The organism is Polaromonas sp. LjRoot131 (genome assembly GCF_964252805.1).
GTDB lineage: Bacteria > Pseudomonadota > Gammaproteobacteria > Burkholderiales > Burkholderiaceae_C > Polaromonas.
Genome location: NZ_CAXUPF020000006.1, coordinates 79,290 through 94,408, shown reverse-complemented (window position 1 = coordinate 94,408; position 15,119 = coordinate 79,290). Strand labels below are relative to the sequence as shown.

The 15,119-nt window shown below is 58.2% G+C and carries 15 protein-coding genes; 9 read left to right on the top strand and 6 right to left on the bottom strand.

Going from position 1 to position 15,119, the window contains the following annotated elements; genetic code table 11:
- Window positions 1–2 precede the first annotated feature (2 nt).
- Window positions 3–833 (top strand): DUF7281 domain-containing protein, encoded by an 831-nt coding sequence (locus ACSQ27_RS22525; protein WP_436157726.1) that lies wholly within the window; start codon window positions 3–5, stop codon window positions 831–833.
- 129 nt (window positions 834–962) lie between these two features.
- Here the strand turns inward: ACSQ27_RS22525 and ACSQ27_RS22520 are convergent, their stop codons facing one another.
- The 6 genes from ACSQ27_RS22520 to ACSQ27_RS22495 form a co-directional block, all read right to left on the bottom strand.
- Entirely contained in the window at window positions 963–2,111 is a 1,149-nt protein-coding gene (locus tag ACSQ27_RS22520) for an ABC transporter substrate-binding protein (protein WP_436157725.1), read from the bottom strand.
- A gap of 56 nt (window positions 2,112–2,167) precedes the next feature.
- The gene (locus ACSQ27_RS22515) at window positions 2,168–2,536 is read right to left on the bottom strand and encodes a RidA family protein (protein WP_436157724.1); all 369 of its coding nucleotides are present in this window, start codon (window positions 2,534–2,536) and stop codon (window positions 2,168–2,170) included.
- 10 nt (window positions 2,537–2,546) lie between these two features.
- Entirely contained in the window at window positions 2,547–4,031 is a 1,485-nt protein-coding gene (locus ACSQ27_RS22510) for an FAD-dependent oxidoreductase (protein WP_436157723.1), read from the bottom strand.
- Window positions 4,028–4,339 carry a (2Fe-2S)-binding protein gene (locus tag ACSQ27_RS22505; RefSeq protein ID WP_436157722.1) on the bottom strand — a complete coding sequence of 104 codons (312 nt, stop codon included), beginning with the start codon at window positions 4,337–4,339 and terminating at the stop codon, window positions 4,028–4,030. Before ACSQ27_RS22505 ends, ACSQ27_RS22510 begins: the two co-directional genes overlap by 4 nt.
- Window positions 4,323–5,441, bottom strand: a complete 1,119-nt coding sequence (locus ACSQ27_RS22500; protein WP_436157721.1) for an NAD(P)/FAD-dependent oxidoreductase — start codon at window positions 5,439–5,441, stop codon at window positions 4,323–4,325. The genes ACSQ27_RS22505 and ACSQ27_RS22500 overlap by 17 nt, the downstream gene beginning before the upstream one ends.
- Before the next feature lie 311 nt (window positions 5,442–5,752).
- Window positions 5,753–6,745, bottom strand: a complete 993-nt coding sequence (locus tag ACSQ27_RS22495) for a tripartite tricarboxylate transporter substrate binding protein (protein WP_436157720.1) — start codon at window positions 6,743–6,745, stop codon at window positions 5,753–5,755.
- Window positions 6,746–6,909: 164 nt separating this feature from the next.
- Between ACSQ27_RS22495 and ACSQ27_RS22490 the strand changes: the two genes are divergently transcribed.
- From ACSQ27_RS22490 to ACSQ27_RS22455, 8 genes are all read left to right on the top strand, one after another.
- Window positions 6,910–7,824 carry a LysR family transcriptional regulator gene (locus tag ACSQ27_RS22490; RefSeq protein WP_436157719.1) on the top strand — a complete coding sequence of 305 codons (915 nt, stop codon included), beginning with the start codon at window positions 6,910–6,912 and terminating at the stop codon, window positions 7,822–7,824.
- A 482-nt stretch (window positions 7,825–8,306) separates the two neighbouring features.
- Window positions 8,307–9,335, top strand: coding sequence for an ABC transporter substrate-binding protein (locus ACSQ27_RS22485; protein ID WP_436157796.1), 1,029 nt, complete (start codon window positions 8,307–8,309; stop codon window positions 9,333–9,335).
- Between the two features lie 59 nt (window positions 9,336–9,394).
- Window positions 9,395–10,465 (top strand): ABC transporter ATP-binding protein, encoded by a 1,071-nt coding sequence (locus ACSQ27_RS22480; RefSeq protein ID WP_436157718.1) that lies wholly within the window; start codon window positions 9,395–9,397, stop codon window positions 10,463–10,465.
- On the top strand, window positions 10,458–11,330 hold the full coding sequence (locus tag ACSQ27_RS22475; protein WP_436157717.1) for an ABC transporter permease: 873 nt from the start codon (window positions 10,458–10,460) through the stop codon (window positions 11,328–11,330). Before ACSQ27_RS22480 ends, ACSQ27_RS22475 begins: the two co-directional genes overlap by 8 nt.
- Window positions 11,331–11,338: 8 nt before the next feature.
- Window positions 11,339–12,133, top strand: coding sequence for an ABC transporter permease (locus ACSQ27_RS22470; protein WP_436157795.1), 795 nt, complete (start codon window positions 11,339–11,341; stop codon window positions 12,131–12,133).
- Window positions 12,134–12,233: 100 nt separating this feature from the next.
- Window positions 12,234–13,370 (top strand): NAD(P)/FAD-dependent oxidoreductase, encoded by a 1,137-nt coding sequence (locus ACSQ27_RS22465; protein WP_436157716.1) that lies wholly within the window; start codon window positions 12,234–12,236, stop codon window positions 13,368–13,370.
- Window positions 13,360–13,716, top strand: coding sequence for a (2Fe-2S)-binding protein (locus ACSQ27_RS22460; protein WP_092130932.1), 357 nt, complete (start codon window positions 13,360–13,362; stop codon window positions 13,714–13,716). The genes ACSQ27_RS22465 and ACSQ27_RS22460 overlap by 11 nt, the downstream gene beginning before the upstream one ends.
- The gene (locus tag ACSQ27_RS22455) at window positions 13,706–15,082 is read left to right on the top strand and encodes an NAD(P)/FAD-dependent oxidoreductase (protein WP_436157715.1); all 1,377 of its coding nucleotides are present in this window, start codon (window positions 13,706–13,708) and stop codon (window positions 15,080–15,082) included. Before ACSQ27_RS22460 ends, ACSQ27_RS22455 begins: the two co-directional genes overlap by 11 nt.
- Window positions 15,083–15,119 lie beyond the last annotated feature (37 nt).

Below are 15,119 nucleotides of genomic sequence, written 5' to 3'. Positions count from 1 at the left end.
TCATGTTATTCACGACCGTCCAGATCCAGTTTTTGCGTCGCTTAGCCACCGAAAGGCCCACGCAGTCCGCAGGCAGCCAGGTGGCCGAATTCTTCAGCTCGGATCAGGGCATTGGGGTTCGTATGGGCCGGCGCTACGAGTATTCCCCTGCCGATCATGCCAAGGCGGCGCAACTCCTATCCAATTCTGGACTGTCGCTACTAGACCTACCTGCTGGATCCACGCGTGCGCAGGCAGTAGAGCGGCCAGGAGTCTCGGAGAAGGTCGGTACGGTCGGTCCGCATGCAGATTCAATTGCCGTGAAAACGGCTAGCGGGCTTTGCACCCACGGTGTGGAGGCCATTGCCACCACCGGCTACTCAGTTCTCACGACCGAACAGGCTCTACGGGTGAAGGCAGACCGTATTCTCGTGGTTGAGAATTTTGAGACATTTCGCTGGCTAGCACGTACGCAATGGATCGACTACCAGGGGCTCAATGTAATGGCCGTCTATCGGGGTGATCCGCTGTACAAGATTGATGACGCGCTACGCGTGGTGGCCGCGCGGCAAGAACCTGTGTGGACGTACTTCGATTTTGATCCTGCAGGTCTGTCCATGAGCGCCACGATGCCGCGGCTGGAGCGCGTCATCTTGCCCAATACCGAGGTACTATCTCGGACTGTGCGTAAGGCCCGCCAACTGCACCTGTATGTTGATCAGCTCTCCCAGTACGAAGTCACTTTAGATGTGTTACGCGCTGGTCCCGTGTTCGATGCCTGGAAATTAATGAGATCCCTTCGCGCTGGGATATCGCAAGAATGGTTGGACACTCTCAATCTAGAGATCAAATAGGAGATATAGGATCTGGATTATGTGCGTGCTGAATTCCGTCGAAATCTGATCCAGTTAGCGCAGTGAAAGTCCCCAGAGGAGGACCGACAGACTTTGGCCCCCTCTATTTTGAAGATACCCTTTTAGTGCCTATTGGCGGATCCGCCCAGCAATACTGACGATGGACAACTCAACGAAGTTGGAGCCAGAGTGCTGTCCAGGTTTAAAGCTGATTAAGTAACCTCCGACATCAAAACTGCTCATACCGTCTAAAGCTAGAACGGTCCCCTCGCGGCTTGGTTTACTTCCTTGGCGGCGTATCGCCTCGGTAATGACGCGAGCAGCGATGTAGCCCTCCATCATGGCGTAACTCACGGGCACGTCCAGATTGGGGGTCTTGGCAACGGTGTCAGCAAATTCCTTCACCAACTGGCTAGAGACCTTGTATGGACTTGGCGTAACCTGGGCGATAGCCACGCCTTGCATCTGTTCTGACGATAGCCGTTTTGAGAGCTGCTCGATGTCGGCGCCGGAATGCGCGAGCAGTTGAGCCGCGCCGCCAGCGATACGGTACTTTTCTATGAAGCCGGCCGCAGCAGCCCCGCTGGAAATCATGATGATGGCTTGCGGCTGCATGTTCATGAAGGTGTCCACGGCATCAGTGACGCTTACCGTGTTAGCGACGTAGGAGGCTCGTCCTTCGATATTTGCTTTGGCTTTCTTAGCCGCACTCTCGGCAGCGGCGATTAGCGCTGTCGAACCCGGACCGGCCTCATGGAAAAGCCCGAGGCGAGTAATGCCGACGGTGGCCAAATGCTCAATGAGCTTGGTGATCTCGTCGCGTAGGCCTGCCCGCACGCTATATAGGTAAGGAGTGTCCGGCTGAATCTCCGACGTACGATAGCCCACCAGTGCAATCTTCTCTTTTGACAACACTCCGGTGGACACCAAGTCTGTAACGTTCTTGCCGCCAAAGTATCCGGCCAAGACCAGCGGCCTGTCTTCCGCAAGCATCTGCTTGGTCAAAGCGACAGTGTCGTCTGGCCTCCCGCCGTCATCCTTTCGCAAAAGAGTGAACTTGTGACCATTGATGCCGCCGGCCTTGTTCAGGGCGTTGAAATGCAGTTGCATGCCTGCAGCATATGCGCGGCCTTGGCCGGCCTCCGACCCTGACATCGGGCCGACCTGGCCCACTACGATCTCTGCGGCGAGTGTCGGGCCGACTCCCATCACAAAGCCACCCAGGGTCAAAGCCATCAAGATCTTGGCGAAAGCCGACGACAAACAACGGTTGCGCATGGTGAGGGATTCCTTTTGTGCTGCGGATACTGGTTGACCTGCGTATCGAATAGTGGTCAGCCGGCTACGGCGACCACGGTCATTTCCACACGCAGGCTTTCCGTCGCCAGTGCGGCTTCGACTGTGGTCCGGGCTGGTGCGCCGGCCTGTTGTCCTGCGAGCCATGCTTCCCAGACAGCATTCATTCCTGCAAAGTCGGCGATATTGCGCAGATAGATCGTGACCGTCAGCAGTCGTGTGCGATCGCTGCCTACTTCAGCAAGCAAGGTATCGATACGGGAAAGCACTTCCATCGTCTGAGTGGCGATGTCGCCAGTTGCGCTAGGGCTGCCCTTGGCCGTCTGGCCGCAAAGGTATACGAGGCCGCCGTGACACACGATCTTGCTGATGCGTGCGTTCGTATGGTGGCGCTGGATGTCTTTCATGGAGGTGTCCTCAGTGTGATGATGGTTTGGCAGGCGCGGCCAGCTGGCCCAATGCGGCGAGGGAGCCCAGACTGACGGGTTTGAGCGGTGCACGAATGCGGTAGGCACCCACTTGTGCGGGCGTGCGGTTCAGCGCCTTGGCCAGTACCTGGGTGACGGTGATGCCGCACATACGGCCCTGGCAGGGGCCCATGCCGCAGCGGCTGAAGAACTTGGTCTGGTTAGGGCCTTCACAGCCTAGGCGTGCCATCTCCCGCACGCGGCCGGCCGTCACTTCTTCGCAGCGGCACACCACTGTCTCGTCAGCGCAGTCAGTGAGCCATTCGGGCGGTCGGTAGAGTGCATCGAGGAACGGACGAATGCCCGTCTGTCGCGCGAGCCGGGCACGCCAGGGTGCGGCCAACTGCTGCGCTCGGCCAGTGTCCAGCTTGCCCAGCGCAACGGCCGCCCCGATGGTGGCGATGGCGCCACTGGCTTCGGCAGCCAGCGCACCGGCAATGGCCGCACCGTCGCCGGCCATGCGAAACCCAGCCAACGAGGTCTGGCCCCACGCATCCACCTGCGCTTGCCACGCCAATTGCGCGTCGCTCCAGGTATGGTCCACGCGCAAAAGCCGACTGATCTGGGTGTTGGGGACTACACCGTGGTGAAGGAGCGCCACGTCGGCCTCCAGCCGGTGGGTCGTGCCACCCGTGGTGAAGGACACTGCCTGCACACGCTGCTTGCCGTCCGTGTTCTCGGCTCCTTCCACGCCTTCAATGCGCACTTCTGTCGCCTGTTTGAACATGGGCACGCCCGCGCGCCGCAGCCGCCACAGCATGCGTAAGCCCTTTGCCAGCAATGCCGGCGCACCCAGGGCGCCCAGCACATGGTGCATCGCCCGGACACGGTTGGAAGCCGCTGAGGTTTCAACGATGCCAGCAATCCGCGCACCAGCCTGCAGCAGTTGACAGGCCACCAGCAACAGCAGCGGACCACCTCCGATCAGAACCACACGCCCGTCGGGTACCTGCGCGGCCGTCTTAAGGGCGATTTGCGCCGCCCCGGCATTGAGAACGCCTGGCAGGGTCCAGCCTGGCAGCGGGGAAGGTCGCTCCATAGCACCGCTGGCTACCAACAGCTGAGGCGCCCGCACATGGAAGGATCTGCCTGACTTCTGGGCTGTTACCGTCAGATCGCGTGCTACGTCCCACACCAGTGTGTCATGGTGTACTTCGACGCCACACGCGGCGAAACGCTGAGCCAGTGTGGCGCCGTGACGGTAGTCCGGACCTAACAAACTGGACACCGCAGGGGGTGCCACGGTCACGTTCCGGTAGATCTGACCGCCGGCGCGTGGCTGCTCGTCGAGCACCACAGCCCGTAGGCCGCACGCAGATGCCATCACTGCGGCGGACATACCCGCCGGGCCAGAGCCGATGATGACGAGGTCATGGGTGAAATTTGCTCCCGTGTTGGTGCCATCGACCTCGTTCAGTTCGTGTGGTCCGCTCATGCCGAACCCCCTGCGCGCCGCGCGCCGGAGGGAAGCCGCACCTGCATGCCTTCGCGTACCTCGACGAGGCAGGACTGCACGTTCTGCGAACCATCTACTTCGACCAGGCAATCGAAACATACGCCCATCAGGCACAACGGCGTGCGCGGTGCACCGGAAACGGCCGTGCGGCGAAATGGGACGACGCCTGCGCCCAGCAGAGCCATGGCTAGGGTCTGACCTTCGCTGACGTGTACCTCCCGGTCCTCCACTCGGATCAGCACGGTTTTTTGCTGCTCTGCAGCGGGAAGATTAATTGGTTTGAACATCGAAACGCTCCGCTTTGAAACCCCGGATTTCCGCCGGTTCGGTGCCGGTGCGCATCCAGTCCACCAATGGGCCGGCGTGAGCCGGTGCGAGCGTAATGCCGCTGTGGCAGGTCACAACGAAGGCGCCAGGGCATTCGGTCGAGGCCTGGTAGATGGGATAGCCGTCAGGACTCATCACTCGCAGCGCTCCCCAAGTACGCACGACGTTGACGTTGGCCAGCATCGGAAAGGTCCGCGTCGCTCGGGCGGCGATACGCGCCAACTCGCCCAGCGTGGTGCTGTCGTCCATGCCCACCTCTTCCTTGGAGTCGCCAATCTGAACCACACCCTCACCCGTTTGCCGTACGTAGTGGCAGGGGTAGTGAAGAAAGGGCTGGACGCGCTCGCTCACGAGGAGCTGACCGCGCACCGGCCGTATCGGCGCCTTAAGGCCAACTTGCGGCGCCAGCTCGCGGTTAGCCAACCCTGCAGCCAGCACTACACGACCCGCTGTGTAGACCTTGTTGCCAGCATGCACGTGGAACTCGCCGCCACGGCGCTCGACACGATCGACATTTACGCCGGATACCAACTGGCCTCCGCGGGCTCTGAAACCTTGTACCAAAGCGCGAAGAGTCCGCAATGGGCTGACATGCCCGTCCAGCGGGCAATAGATTGCGCCAACCACGTCCGGACCTATGTCCGGCGTCAGCTTGCGCAGACCGTCGGCATCCAGCCGCTCGTACGGGTAGACGATGCCGAGCTCCTTGCCGAGCGCGTTCAGCTTTTCGCTGGACGCAGCCAGCACCTTCTCATCGAAACTCATGCTTAGCCCGCCGGGTTGACGCAACTCAACGTCGACGCCGGTCAACTCTTGCAGCTCGGTGGCCAGGGACTGCCATGTGCGCGCCGCTTGCATCGTCCAGCGTGCATATGAGGGACGGCCAAGCCCCTTGTTCTGCACCCATATCAGGCCGAAGTTGCCGCGTGACGCGCGAAAGGCATCGTCGCTGCCATCGAGCACGCACACGACGTCACCGGAGCGGGCCAGTCCATAGGCGATGGACATGCCCACCACGCCGCCGCCCACCACGAGGGTGTCGATGTGGGGATGGTCAGTCATCGGCCTTGCCCCCTGTGACGTGCAAGAGAACGGCTATGAGAAAGGTCCGGCAGCAGCGGGTTCATGCTGACCAGCAGGTCTTGTGCGAGGACTGAGATCGCGTACGCCCAGGGCAAGACAGTAAAAATAGACATGATTGGATTCTTTTGAGCAACTTTGAAAGGTCTAAAGGCGACACGTCAGCCGCATTTACCGCTGACGAGATTGGCCCGCCCCGTCCGGCATAGGAAGGCGATCTAGAACGTCTAGGCGTTCATGGAAAAAACGGCCTGGATCCTCAAGTGATCCAGGCCATGTTCCTTACGGCGAGATCACTCGGCCTTGATGTTGCGTTCGCGAATGATCTTCTCAAACTTCTCCGCTTCGCTGCGGATGAACTTCGCCACATCGTTCGACGCCATCTTCGTTTCCGGCTCGATTCCAAGTTTGATCAACTTCTCTCGAAAGCCGGGAGAGGCAACGATGTCGCGGATAGCGGTGTTGAGCCGGAAGACGATCGCTGGCGGCGTTCCGGCAGCGACCTGAATTGACTCCCAAGCGACCAGTTCGAATCCGGGCACGCCAGACTCGGCGATCGTCGGGACATCCGGAACGGCAGACACGCGTTTGCTGCTGGACACTGCGATTGCTCGCAGCTTTCCCTCCTTGACCAGAGTCAGAGAAGAGGCAACGGTCGGCATCATCATCGTGACTTGGCCGCCGATCACGTCGACGATAGCTGGCCCGGTGCCTTTGTAAGGCACGTGGATCATGTTCGTCTTGGTCATTGAGAGCAGCAGCTCAGAGGCTAGGTGTCCCGCACTGCCGGCGCCATAGCTGGCATAGGCCAGCTTCCCTGGTTGAGCTTTCGCTAAGGAAACCAGTTCTCCAACAGATTTCACGGGGACCTGATTGGGGGTGACGAGCCACAAAGGGATGACGCCGAGCAGGGCAACTGGAGTGAAGTCCTTGTAGATGTTGTAGTTGAGCTTTTGCAGCGCCGGATTGATGGCGAATGACGATGACACCGAGAAAAGGGTATAGCCGTCTGCAGGCTGGCTGCGAACGTACTGGGTCGCGATGACTGTGTTCGCCCCGGCCTTGTTTTCCACTACGACTGGTTGCCCGAGCTTATCGGCAAGCGCTGTGGCGAGCAGTCGTGCCGTCGCATCTGAAGATCCACCAGGTGGGAATCCGACTATCAACTTGATAGGGCGGTTGGGATAGGTTTGGGCTTGTACGCAGTGGGTGCCTAAAACTGTGCTGAACACAAACGCCGCCATCGCGGCCGTGCGTCCCAAGTTTCGCGTTACGTCGGAACGCATGGTGTCTTGCGCGGTAGTAGTTAAAGCTGGGAGGCTAGCGAAAAGCATATGGTGAATTGGGGGCATTAATGTCTCCTTTTAAGTCTGTTGCAGGGATATGCGACGAATCGTATGCCTCTGCTTCGCAACAAACAATTTGAAAATTCGCCACAGCTTATGCTCAAATGCTATGTATGAAACCAACGTTAAATCTTCGGCAGATCGAATCGTTTTACTCGGTTATGCGCACAGGCACTGTGGTGGCTGCAGCTCGCCACATGAACGTCACGCAGCCGGTGGTTAGTCGCGCCATTAGCCTGCTAGAAGCACGTATCGGATACAAGCTCTTCGAGCGTATGGGGCGCAAGCTGGTCGCTACACCTGAAGGTCATGCGTTTTATCGTGAAGCTGAACCGATCTATGGCAGCTTGGATAGGCTCGCGCAGGTAGCACAAGACATTCGTTTTCAGCGTGCGGGGGAACTTCGCATCGCGACGCTGCCCTCACTGTCTCAATCGCTACTGCCCCGAGTAACCACAAGGTTTTTGTCGACTCGCCCCAACGTTTCTGTGTTCGTGCAAAGCCTGCCGTCGCGGCAGGTCGCTGATCTAGTTGCCACGCGTCAGTTTGATATCGGCCTCATTGAGCTGCCCATGGCGCGTCCGTCAATATCCATCGAGCCGCTGATACCGGCACGGTCGGTAGCCGTTATCCCGGCCGGCCATCGGCTGGCAAGCAAGAAACAGATATCCGTGAAGGACTTGGATGGCGAGCGTATGGTCCTGTTGTCCCAGCACAGTTTCCTGCGCTATCAGATCGACGACGCATTCTCTAAGCTGGGAGTAGCCCCGCACGTGGTTCTGGAAACGCCACACTCCAACATCGCGTGCGCATTCGCGGCTGCAGGCGCGGGGATCACTCTAGTTTCCCATTGGGCTGCAGAATCCTTTTCGGGGCCGAACGTCGTTGTGCGACCGGTCAAGGAGGAACTTACATCGCGATCGGCCATCATCTTCCCTTACCCCGGCGCTAGGTTAATGTTGGCAGAGGCCTTCGTAAAGGACCTCAAAGAGGAAATCCGTCAGTTCAAACAGCGATGACTTGTTAAGAGTGGCACCGTCACCCTCTATTTGGCGGTAGATACCGCATTGAACTGTTCCATTTGAGTAAGTGGGAACAGAAATGACTAGAAAGGCACATCAATGGGAACGTGCCATCTAGTAGCCCCTGTGCGCCCTTCTGGCGAATCAGCTTACGCACTCGTGAACCCAAGTGCTTTTGGACGGGAATACCTGGTCACTATCAACACCTAGCGTCTCAAATTGCTCTCGCGAGAAGAATGTGAAAACGCTGCGAGCGGCTTGAATGCGCTCAGTGCTTCTGCGGGGCATAGGGTTTTCCCTCCTATATCACCATTGAATAGGGCGGTCCTTTATATCTATTTGACCTGATATCCACCCCCTCGATACAGTAGCTAAGCACTACAGGTTGTGGTGCCCGCTGATGTCGTAGAACGCAGCGTGAAGCTACCCCCTCGCCAGCTTCGGCCGGGACCCTACTACTTCTATAAAGCGGTGAAATGATGAGACAAATTAAGGCATTCTGTTTTTCTCTTGCACTACTTGGCGCGGGTGCCTCCATGGCGCAGCAGCCCACGCTTTATGTGGGTGGTCCCGGGGGTAGTGCTCAAAAGCTGTTCCAGGAAAGAATCATCCCTGCTTTTGAGGCGACCCACAAAGTCAAGGTCACGTATGTTCCTGGGATATCCAGCGAGCTGGTCGCCAAGTTGCAAGCCCAACGTGGCAAGCAAGAGATGAATGTGGTCATCGTCGATGACGGTCCGATGTACCAGGCAATCCAATATGGTTACTGCCTACCTCTCACAAACGCTCCCGTCTATTCCGATGTTTACGAGACGGCCCGTTTTGGTGGCAACGCAATAGGTGTGGGTCTGGTCGCCACGGGCATTGCCTACAACAAGGACGCGTTCGCAAAAAAAGGCTGGAAGGCGCCGGTTTCATGGCAAGACCTGACTGACTCAAAGTACAGCCAGCGCTTCACGACATCGTCATTGTCTGGCACCTACGGCGTTCACACCTTGGTTATGTTTGCACGCTCGAACGGCGGAAGTGAAAAGAATATCGAGCCCGGTTTTGACGTCATTGGAAAGAAACTGGCCCCCAACGTGCTGAGCTGGTCTTCGTCGCCGGCCAAGCTTGCCGAGATGTTCCAGAACCGTGATGTGGACGTTGCGATCTGGGGTAGCAGCCGCGTTTACGCGCTGAAAAAGACCGGCTTCCCAATCGAGTTTGTTTATCCGAAGGAGGGCGCTGCAGCCCTGGTGCTCGCGGCCTGCCCGGTCGTGCAAAACAGCGCTCCTGAGCAATCTCAGGCTTTTGTGCAGCATCTGGTTTCGCCACAAGTGCAGCAATGGCTGGCTGAAGAGGGCTTTGGTCCCACCAATAGCAAAACCAAGCTCGAAGGAGAAATTGCCAAAAACGTGCCGTACGGCCCAGACTTCATCAAAAAGCTTATCAAGGTCGACTGGGATGTGGTGAATCAGAAGCGTGCCGAATGGACCAACCGTTGGAACCGCACCATCGAACGTTGATCCCTCGGTACCCGCTTTAATTTCTCTTTCTGGAGGGGGATTCAGTCCCCACATGCCCCATGAGCTTCTTATCACTCCGAGCTTTGTCCAAGACGTACGGTGGCGAATCGCACGTCGTACGCGAGTTGAGTCTGGACGTTGAGCGCGGCGAATTTATTTCCTTGCTTGGTCCATCAGGTTGCGGCAAGACGACCACTTTGCAGATGGTTGCCGGATTTGTGATCCCGACTGCGGGCCGCGTCCATCTGAATGGCCAAGATATCACCGATGTTCGCCCTGAAAAGCGGGATATGGGCTTGGTGTTCCAGAGCTACGCACTGTTTCCCCATATGACTGTCGCCGAGAACATCGGTTTCGGCCTGGAAATGCGAAAGCTTCCCCGTCAGCAGGCTGCCAGCCGTGTTGAAGAATCTCTTGAGATGGTTCGGCTGGGTGGTTTGGGCAAGCGATATCCCCGGGAGCTGTCGGGAGGCCAACGTCAGCGCGTCGCGATTGCTCGCGCCTTGGCGATACGTCCTCAGGTACTCCTGCTGGACGAGCCCATGTCCAATCTGGACGCCAAACTGCGCGGGGAAATGCATGTTGAGCTGCGTGGCCTTCAGCGCCAGCTTGGCATCACGACCATTCTCGTGACGCACGACCAAGTCGAAGCCATGACGATGAGCGACCGTATCGCCGTGATGAGCGAGGGCAAGATCGCACAACTCGGGACCCCGTTCGAGGTCTATGACCGTCCGGCCTCGGGTTTTGCGTCGAGCTTCTTAGGGCAAACCAACGTTATTCCAGGCCGGGTTACCGAAATGCGAGAGCAATGCGCGATCGTCCAGGCCGGGCCGTGCACCATGCGTATCCCGTACTTGGGAAGCAAGATAAGCGGAGAAGTCGGCGTCTACATACGGCCTGAGCGCCTGCGGTTGGCGGCGGCCGGTCAAGGCAATCTGCCAGGCAAGGTGACGACGCGACTTTTCCTGGGCGACCACTGGCTTTATGAAATTGAAAGCGTGCTGGGCAAGCTACGCTTGACATCAACGAATCTGGGTGACCACCTTCCCGAAGAAGGGGAGAACATCGGGTTGGTCTGGCGAGATGATGATTTGCGTGCGATTCCCAGTGAGGGTACCAATGGCTGACGTCTTAGCACCTCGTCCCAGTACGCCTTGGGTACTGTCGTCGCCTGCGCTGCTCCTATTTATCGGCATCTTGCTGGTGCCTTTGGGGCTGACTGCATTACTGTCATTTAATGTTTTCGACGGTATGCGCGGTATTCAGCCAAGCTACACCTTGCATAACTACGTTGAAATACTCACCGACAGCTATTACCACCAGATCTTCATCCGAACCGGCCTGATGGCATTAGGTGTCACCGCCTTGTGTGTGATTCTGGGCGTGCCGGAGACTCTGATTCTGGCCCGCATGCAGGCTCCCTGGCGCGGCTTGTTCCTTGTGGTCATTCTCGGCCCACTTCTGATATCAGTCGTTGTGCGCACGTTGGGGTGGTCGATTTTGCTCGGCAGCCAAGGCATGGTCAATACCGCACTGCAGCGTCTAGGCGTTGTTGACGAACCCGTGCGTTTTCTCTTTTCCATGCTGGGGGTCGTGATTGCCCTGACTCACGTGTTTGTGCCATTCATGGTAATTGCCGTGTGGAGTGCGCTGCAGAAGCTGGATCCCCAGGTGGAGCACGCCGGCCGCTCATTAGGGGCAACCGCGTCTACGTCATTTCGGCGTGTCGTGTTTCCGCAATTGCTGCCCGGTGTGCTTTCGGGAAGCATCATTGTTTTCGCACTCGCCGCGTCGGCCTTTGCCACGCCATCGATTATTGGCGGCCGTCGTGTCAAGGTGGTCGCAACGGCGACCTATGACGAGTTCCTCAATTCGATGAACTGGCCGCTGGGCGCGGCTATCGCGGTACTGCTTCTTATAGCCAATGTCGTCATTATTGTGGGTTGCAACCGCATGCTTGAGCGCCGCTTCAAACAGGTATTTGCATCATGAAAGCCGAGATCGGAAAAAACGGCTGGTTGGCCCTGCTGTATCACACCTTCTTTGTGATTTTCATCGTCGCGCCCCTCATCGTGGTGGCTTTGGTCTCGTTCACCGACAAAGACTACATTTCTTTGCCGTTTGATGGCGCGTCGTTTCGGTGGTTTGTGGCAATACTGAACACACCGGACATCATCGATGCATTCTGGTTGTCCATTTGGCTGGGACTTGGTTCTGCGACGATTGCTTCCGCCTTGGCGTTGCCTGGCGCAATTGCAATTGCCCGCCATCGCTTCCGCGGACGCGAGACGCTGACGGCCTTCCTCATGTCGCCGTTAATGATCCCTCACATCGTGATGGGCGTGGCATTTCTGCGGTTCTTCTCTCTGGCTGGCTGGAGCGGCTCATTCACTGCTTTGATGCTGACACATGCGGTGATCGTCCTTCCTTATTCCCTGCGTTTGACCCTTGCAGCCCTGATTGGTATGGACCGCGATGCGGAGATGGCGGCAATGTCGCTAGGCGCCTCCCGCCTGACCACATTCAGACGTGTTCTATTGCCGCTCATCATGCCCGGCGTAGCGGGTGGTTGGATGCTGGCATTCATTCAGAGCTTTGACGAAGTCACCATGACGATCTTTGTCGCCACACCTGGAACAACCACGCTACCAGTTGCCATTTACCACCGCATCTCGCAAATCACCGATCCCCTCGTCGCGTCAATCTCGACCGTGCTGATTGTCGGCACCTTGATTCTGATGGTCTTGCTGGACCGGGTGGTTGGACTAGACCGTGTGCTGATCGGCAAGAAGTAACCCTTTCTCTTTAACAGAAATATTTAACAGGCCAAGCCTGTGAAGGAAGGCGCTCGTCCCAACGGACGCCAAACCCCACATCGCAGGCAAGGAGAACATCATGCAAACACAAGAATTGGTAGTGATTGGCGGTGGCCTAGTGGGCGCCGCTATCGCCTACGGAGCGGCCCGAGCCGGCGCCCCGGTGACCCTGCTTGACCAAGGCGACGTTGCTCACCGAGCTTCACGTGGAAATTTCGGGCTGGTGTGGGTTCAGAGCAAAGGGGACAAGGTGCCGCGCTATGCGCGCTGGAGCCGGGACGCCCTGACATTTTGGCCGGCGCTGGCCAAAGAGTTGCTCGAACTTACTGGTGTCGATGTGGCCCTGCACCAGCCAGGGGGCTTCTGGATTGGTTTTAGCGAAGCCGAGATGGAAGCGCGCCAGGCAATGCTGCAGCGAATTGATAGCTCGGTGGGTGGTATTCCTTTTGAAATGCTCGACCACGCCGCACTCAAAGCACGTCTTCCAGCCATTGGGCCTGCGGTCGCGGGAGGAAGTTATTGCCCGTTAGACGGGCACGCCAATCCGCTCATGCTCTTGCATGCACTCCATGCTGGTCTGAAAGCGCGCGGGGCACGGGTGGTTTCCAGCGTCGACGTCTCCCAAATCACCCACCAGGACAATGGCGCCGGCTTTGAAATCAAGAGCAAAGACGGAAAAAGCTGGCGGGCTGCGCGCGTTGTGCTTGCCGCTGGTTTGGGCAACAACGAACTTGCTCCTCAGGTCGGGCTGCATGCCCCGGTTATGCCCAACAGAGGCCAAGTCCTTATTACTGAAAGGCTCAAGCCTTTCTTGCCATATCCCACCAACAAGGCACGGCAAACCAATGAGGGCAGCGTTCAGCTGGGCTATTCAGTCGAGGACGTTGGGCTGGACGACGGGACCACGGTCTCTGCCGTTGAGTGGATTGCCAAACGTGCTGTGACCACCTTTCCCGTACTTTCCAGCGTGCGGCTCGTCCGAGCCTGGGGAGCCCTGCGGGTCTTGACGCCAGATGGTCTGCCGATTTATCAGGAGTCGGCGTCGTGCCCAGGCGCATTTGTGGCAACCAGCCATAGCGGTGTATCCCTGGCTGCCGCCCATGCCCAAGTGATCGGGCCCTGGGTGGCCGGGTTGGGCGCCGCACCTGACGCCTTCGAAGTATTTGCAGGGGAACGATTCCTGGACCCCAACCGGAGCTTTTCAAATGCACACTAAAACTTCTTCTCCTTGCCCTGCGCTATTTACGTCGAAGGGGGACTCCCCTTCGGATCAAGTCACGCTGCAGTTCGATGACCGCCCGATTACCGCTCCTGCGGGTGTCAGCATTGCCGCAGCTTTGCTGTTAAACGGGGTAGGGCCGTTCCGGGCTACTCCGGTCACATCTGCACCGCGTGCAGCCTATTGCATGATGGGTGTGTGCTTCGACTGCTTGGTTGAAGTAGACGGCACGCCTAGCCGCCAAGCTTGTTTGATCCCTGTCCGGGAGGGAATGGTTGTAAGACGTCAACAAGGTGCCTCTGCCCTGGAGATTTCCTCGGGAGGAGAAAACCATGGACGCTAATGTCGTCGACCTCGCCATTGTCGGTGCGGGACCGGCCGGATTGGCCGCGGCATGTGAAGCATGCAGATGGGGGCTGAGTGTAGCTCTGCTGGATGAGCAGACCGCTACAGGCGGACAGATCTATCGAGCTGTAGATGCCGCGAGCAAAAAGAGAAAGTCGGTGCTTGGCGAAGACTACGCTGCCGGCGCAGAGTTGACCCGCGCTTTCGCCAAAAGCGGGGCTCAGCATATCTCCGGAGCCGCGGTATGGAACGTGGGTCGTGACCTGAAGGTGAACTACGTTCGCCAAGGCGCTAACCAATCTTTGCAAGCGCGCCAGATCATTCTCGCCAGCGGTGCCATGGAACGACCGTTTCCCATACCCGGCTGGACCTTGCCCGGAGTTATGGGAGCAGGCGCGGCACAGATTCTGTACAAAAGTGCTGGCGCGCTGCCCAGTGAGCCGGTCGTTCTGGCCGGATGTGGTCCCTTGCTTTACCTTTTGGCTAGCCAGTACCTTCAAGCTGGGGTGAAGCTGAAGGCGGTAGTTCACACCACCCAGGCCAGCGACTACGTGCGCGCATCTGCGCATATTGGAGGAGCACTACGCGGATGGCGCGATCTGCGCAAAGGCATGCGCATGCTCAACCATCTACGTCAGCATGGGGTTCAGGTCTATGCGGGTGCTCAGGGCCTTTCGATTGAGGGCTCCGAACATGCCGAAGCGATCAGCTTCACCCATAAAGGTCAAACCCGCCGCATCGAATCACCGCTCATATTGCTTCACCAGGGGGTGGTGCCGAATACTCAGTTGAGTTGGTCGCTTAGGGCCAAGCACCGTTGGAACGATGCCCAGCTGTGCTGGGAGCCGGAAACAGACGAGTTTGGCCAGATCGAAGAAAGCGGCATTTATATCGCGGGTGACAGCCGAGGAATTGTGGGTGCCAAAGCCTCCGCGTCGCAAGGGAAGTTAGCTGCTCTCGCGGTTGCTGCAAAGCTCGGTCACCTTGAAGCAGGGGACCGGGATGATCGCGAAAGTGCCGTGCGAGAAGAGTTGAGAAAGCAGCTTCACATCAGGCCCTTCCTGGATGCACTCTATCGTCCACCGGCGGCCCAGCGCATCCCCCAGGATGACTCAGTCGTCGTCTGCCGCTGCGAAGAGGTGACGGCCGGCCAGATCAGGAAGTACGTGGAGCTCGGCTGCCAGGGTCCTAACCAGACCAAGGCGTTTGGACGATGTGGTATGGGGCCTTGCCAGGGTCGACTGTGCGGCTTGACCGTCACCGAATTGATTGCAGATAGCCGGGGCCTACCCCCGCAGGAAGTGGGCTACTACCGCATTCGGCCTCCCGTTAAGCCAGTGACGATAGGGGAGCTGGCTGGCTAAGCCGTCTTAAGGTAAGCGCCTCCTATAGGCGCTCCCC

What these genes read in the sequence shown, in the direction of transcription:
- ACSQ27_RS22465 (WP_436157716.1), top strand. Translation starts at nt 12,234, where the DNA reads ATGCAAACACAAGAATTGGTAGTGATTGGCGGTGGCCTAGTGGGCGCC.
- ACSQ27_RS22475 (WP_436157717.1), top strand. Translation starts at nt 10,458, where the DNA reads ATGGCTGACGTCTTAGCACCTCGTCCCAGTACGCCTTGGGTACTGTCG.
- ACSQ27_RS22500 (WP_436157721.1), bottom strand. Translation starts at nt 5,441, where the DNA reads ATGACTGACCATCCCCACATCGACACCCTCGTGGTGGGCGGCGGCGTG.
- ACSQ27_RS22455 (WP_436157715.1), top strand. Translation starts at nt 13,706, where the DNA reads ATGGACGCTAATGTCGTCGACCTCGCCATTGTCGGTGCGGGACCGGCC.
- ACSQ27_RS22460 (WP_092130932.1), top strand. Translation starts at nt 13,360, where the DNA reads ATGCACACTAAAACTTCTTCTCCTTGCCCTGCGCTATTTACGTCGAAG.
- ACSQ27_RS22520 (WP_436157725.1), bottom strand. Translation starts at nt 2,111, where the DNA reads ATGCGCAACCGTTGTTTGTCGTCGGCTTTCGCCAAGATCTTGATGGCT.
- ACSQ27_RS22490 (WP_436157719.1), top strand. Translation starts at nt 6,910, where the DNA reads ATGCTATGTATGAAACCAACGTTAAATCTTCGGCAGATCGAATCGTTT.
- ACSQ27_RS22525 (WP_436157726.1), top strand. Translation starts at nt 3, where the DNA reads ATGTTATTCACGACCGTCCAGATCCAGTTTTTGCGTCGCTTAGCCACC.
- ACSQ27_RS22510 (WP_436157723.1), bottom strand. Translation starts at nt 4,031, where the DNA reads ATGAGCGGACCACACGAACTGAACGAGGTCGATGGCACCAACACGGGA.
- ACSQ27_RS22485 (WP_436157796.1), top strand. Translation starts at nt 8,307, where the DNA reads ATGAGACAAATTAAGGCATTCTGTTTTTCTCTTGCACTACTTGGCGCG.
- ACSQ27_RS22505 (WP_436157722.1), bottom strand. Translation starts at nt 4,339, where the DNA reads ATGTTCAAACCAATTAATCTTCCCGCTGCAGAGCAGCAAAAAACCGTG.
- ACSQ27_RS22515 (WP_436157724.1), bottom strand. Translation starts at nt 2,536, where the DNA reads ATGAAAGACATCCAGCGCCACCATACGAACGCACGCATCAGCAAGATC.
- ACSQ27_RS22480 (WP_436157718.1), top strand. Translation starts at nt 9,395, where the DNA reads ATGAGCTTCTTATCACTCCGAGCTTTGTCCAAGACGTACGGTGGCGAA.
- ACSQ27_RS22495 (WP_436157720.1), bottom strand. Translation starts at nt 6,745, where the DNA reads ATGCGTTCCGACGTAACGCGAAACTTGGGACGCACGGCCGCGATGGCG.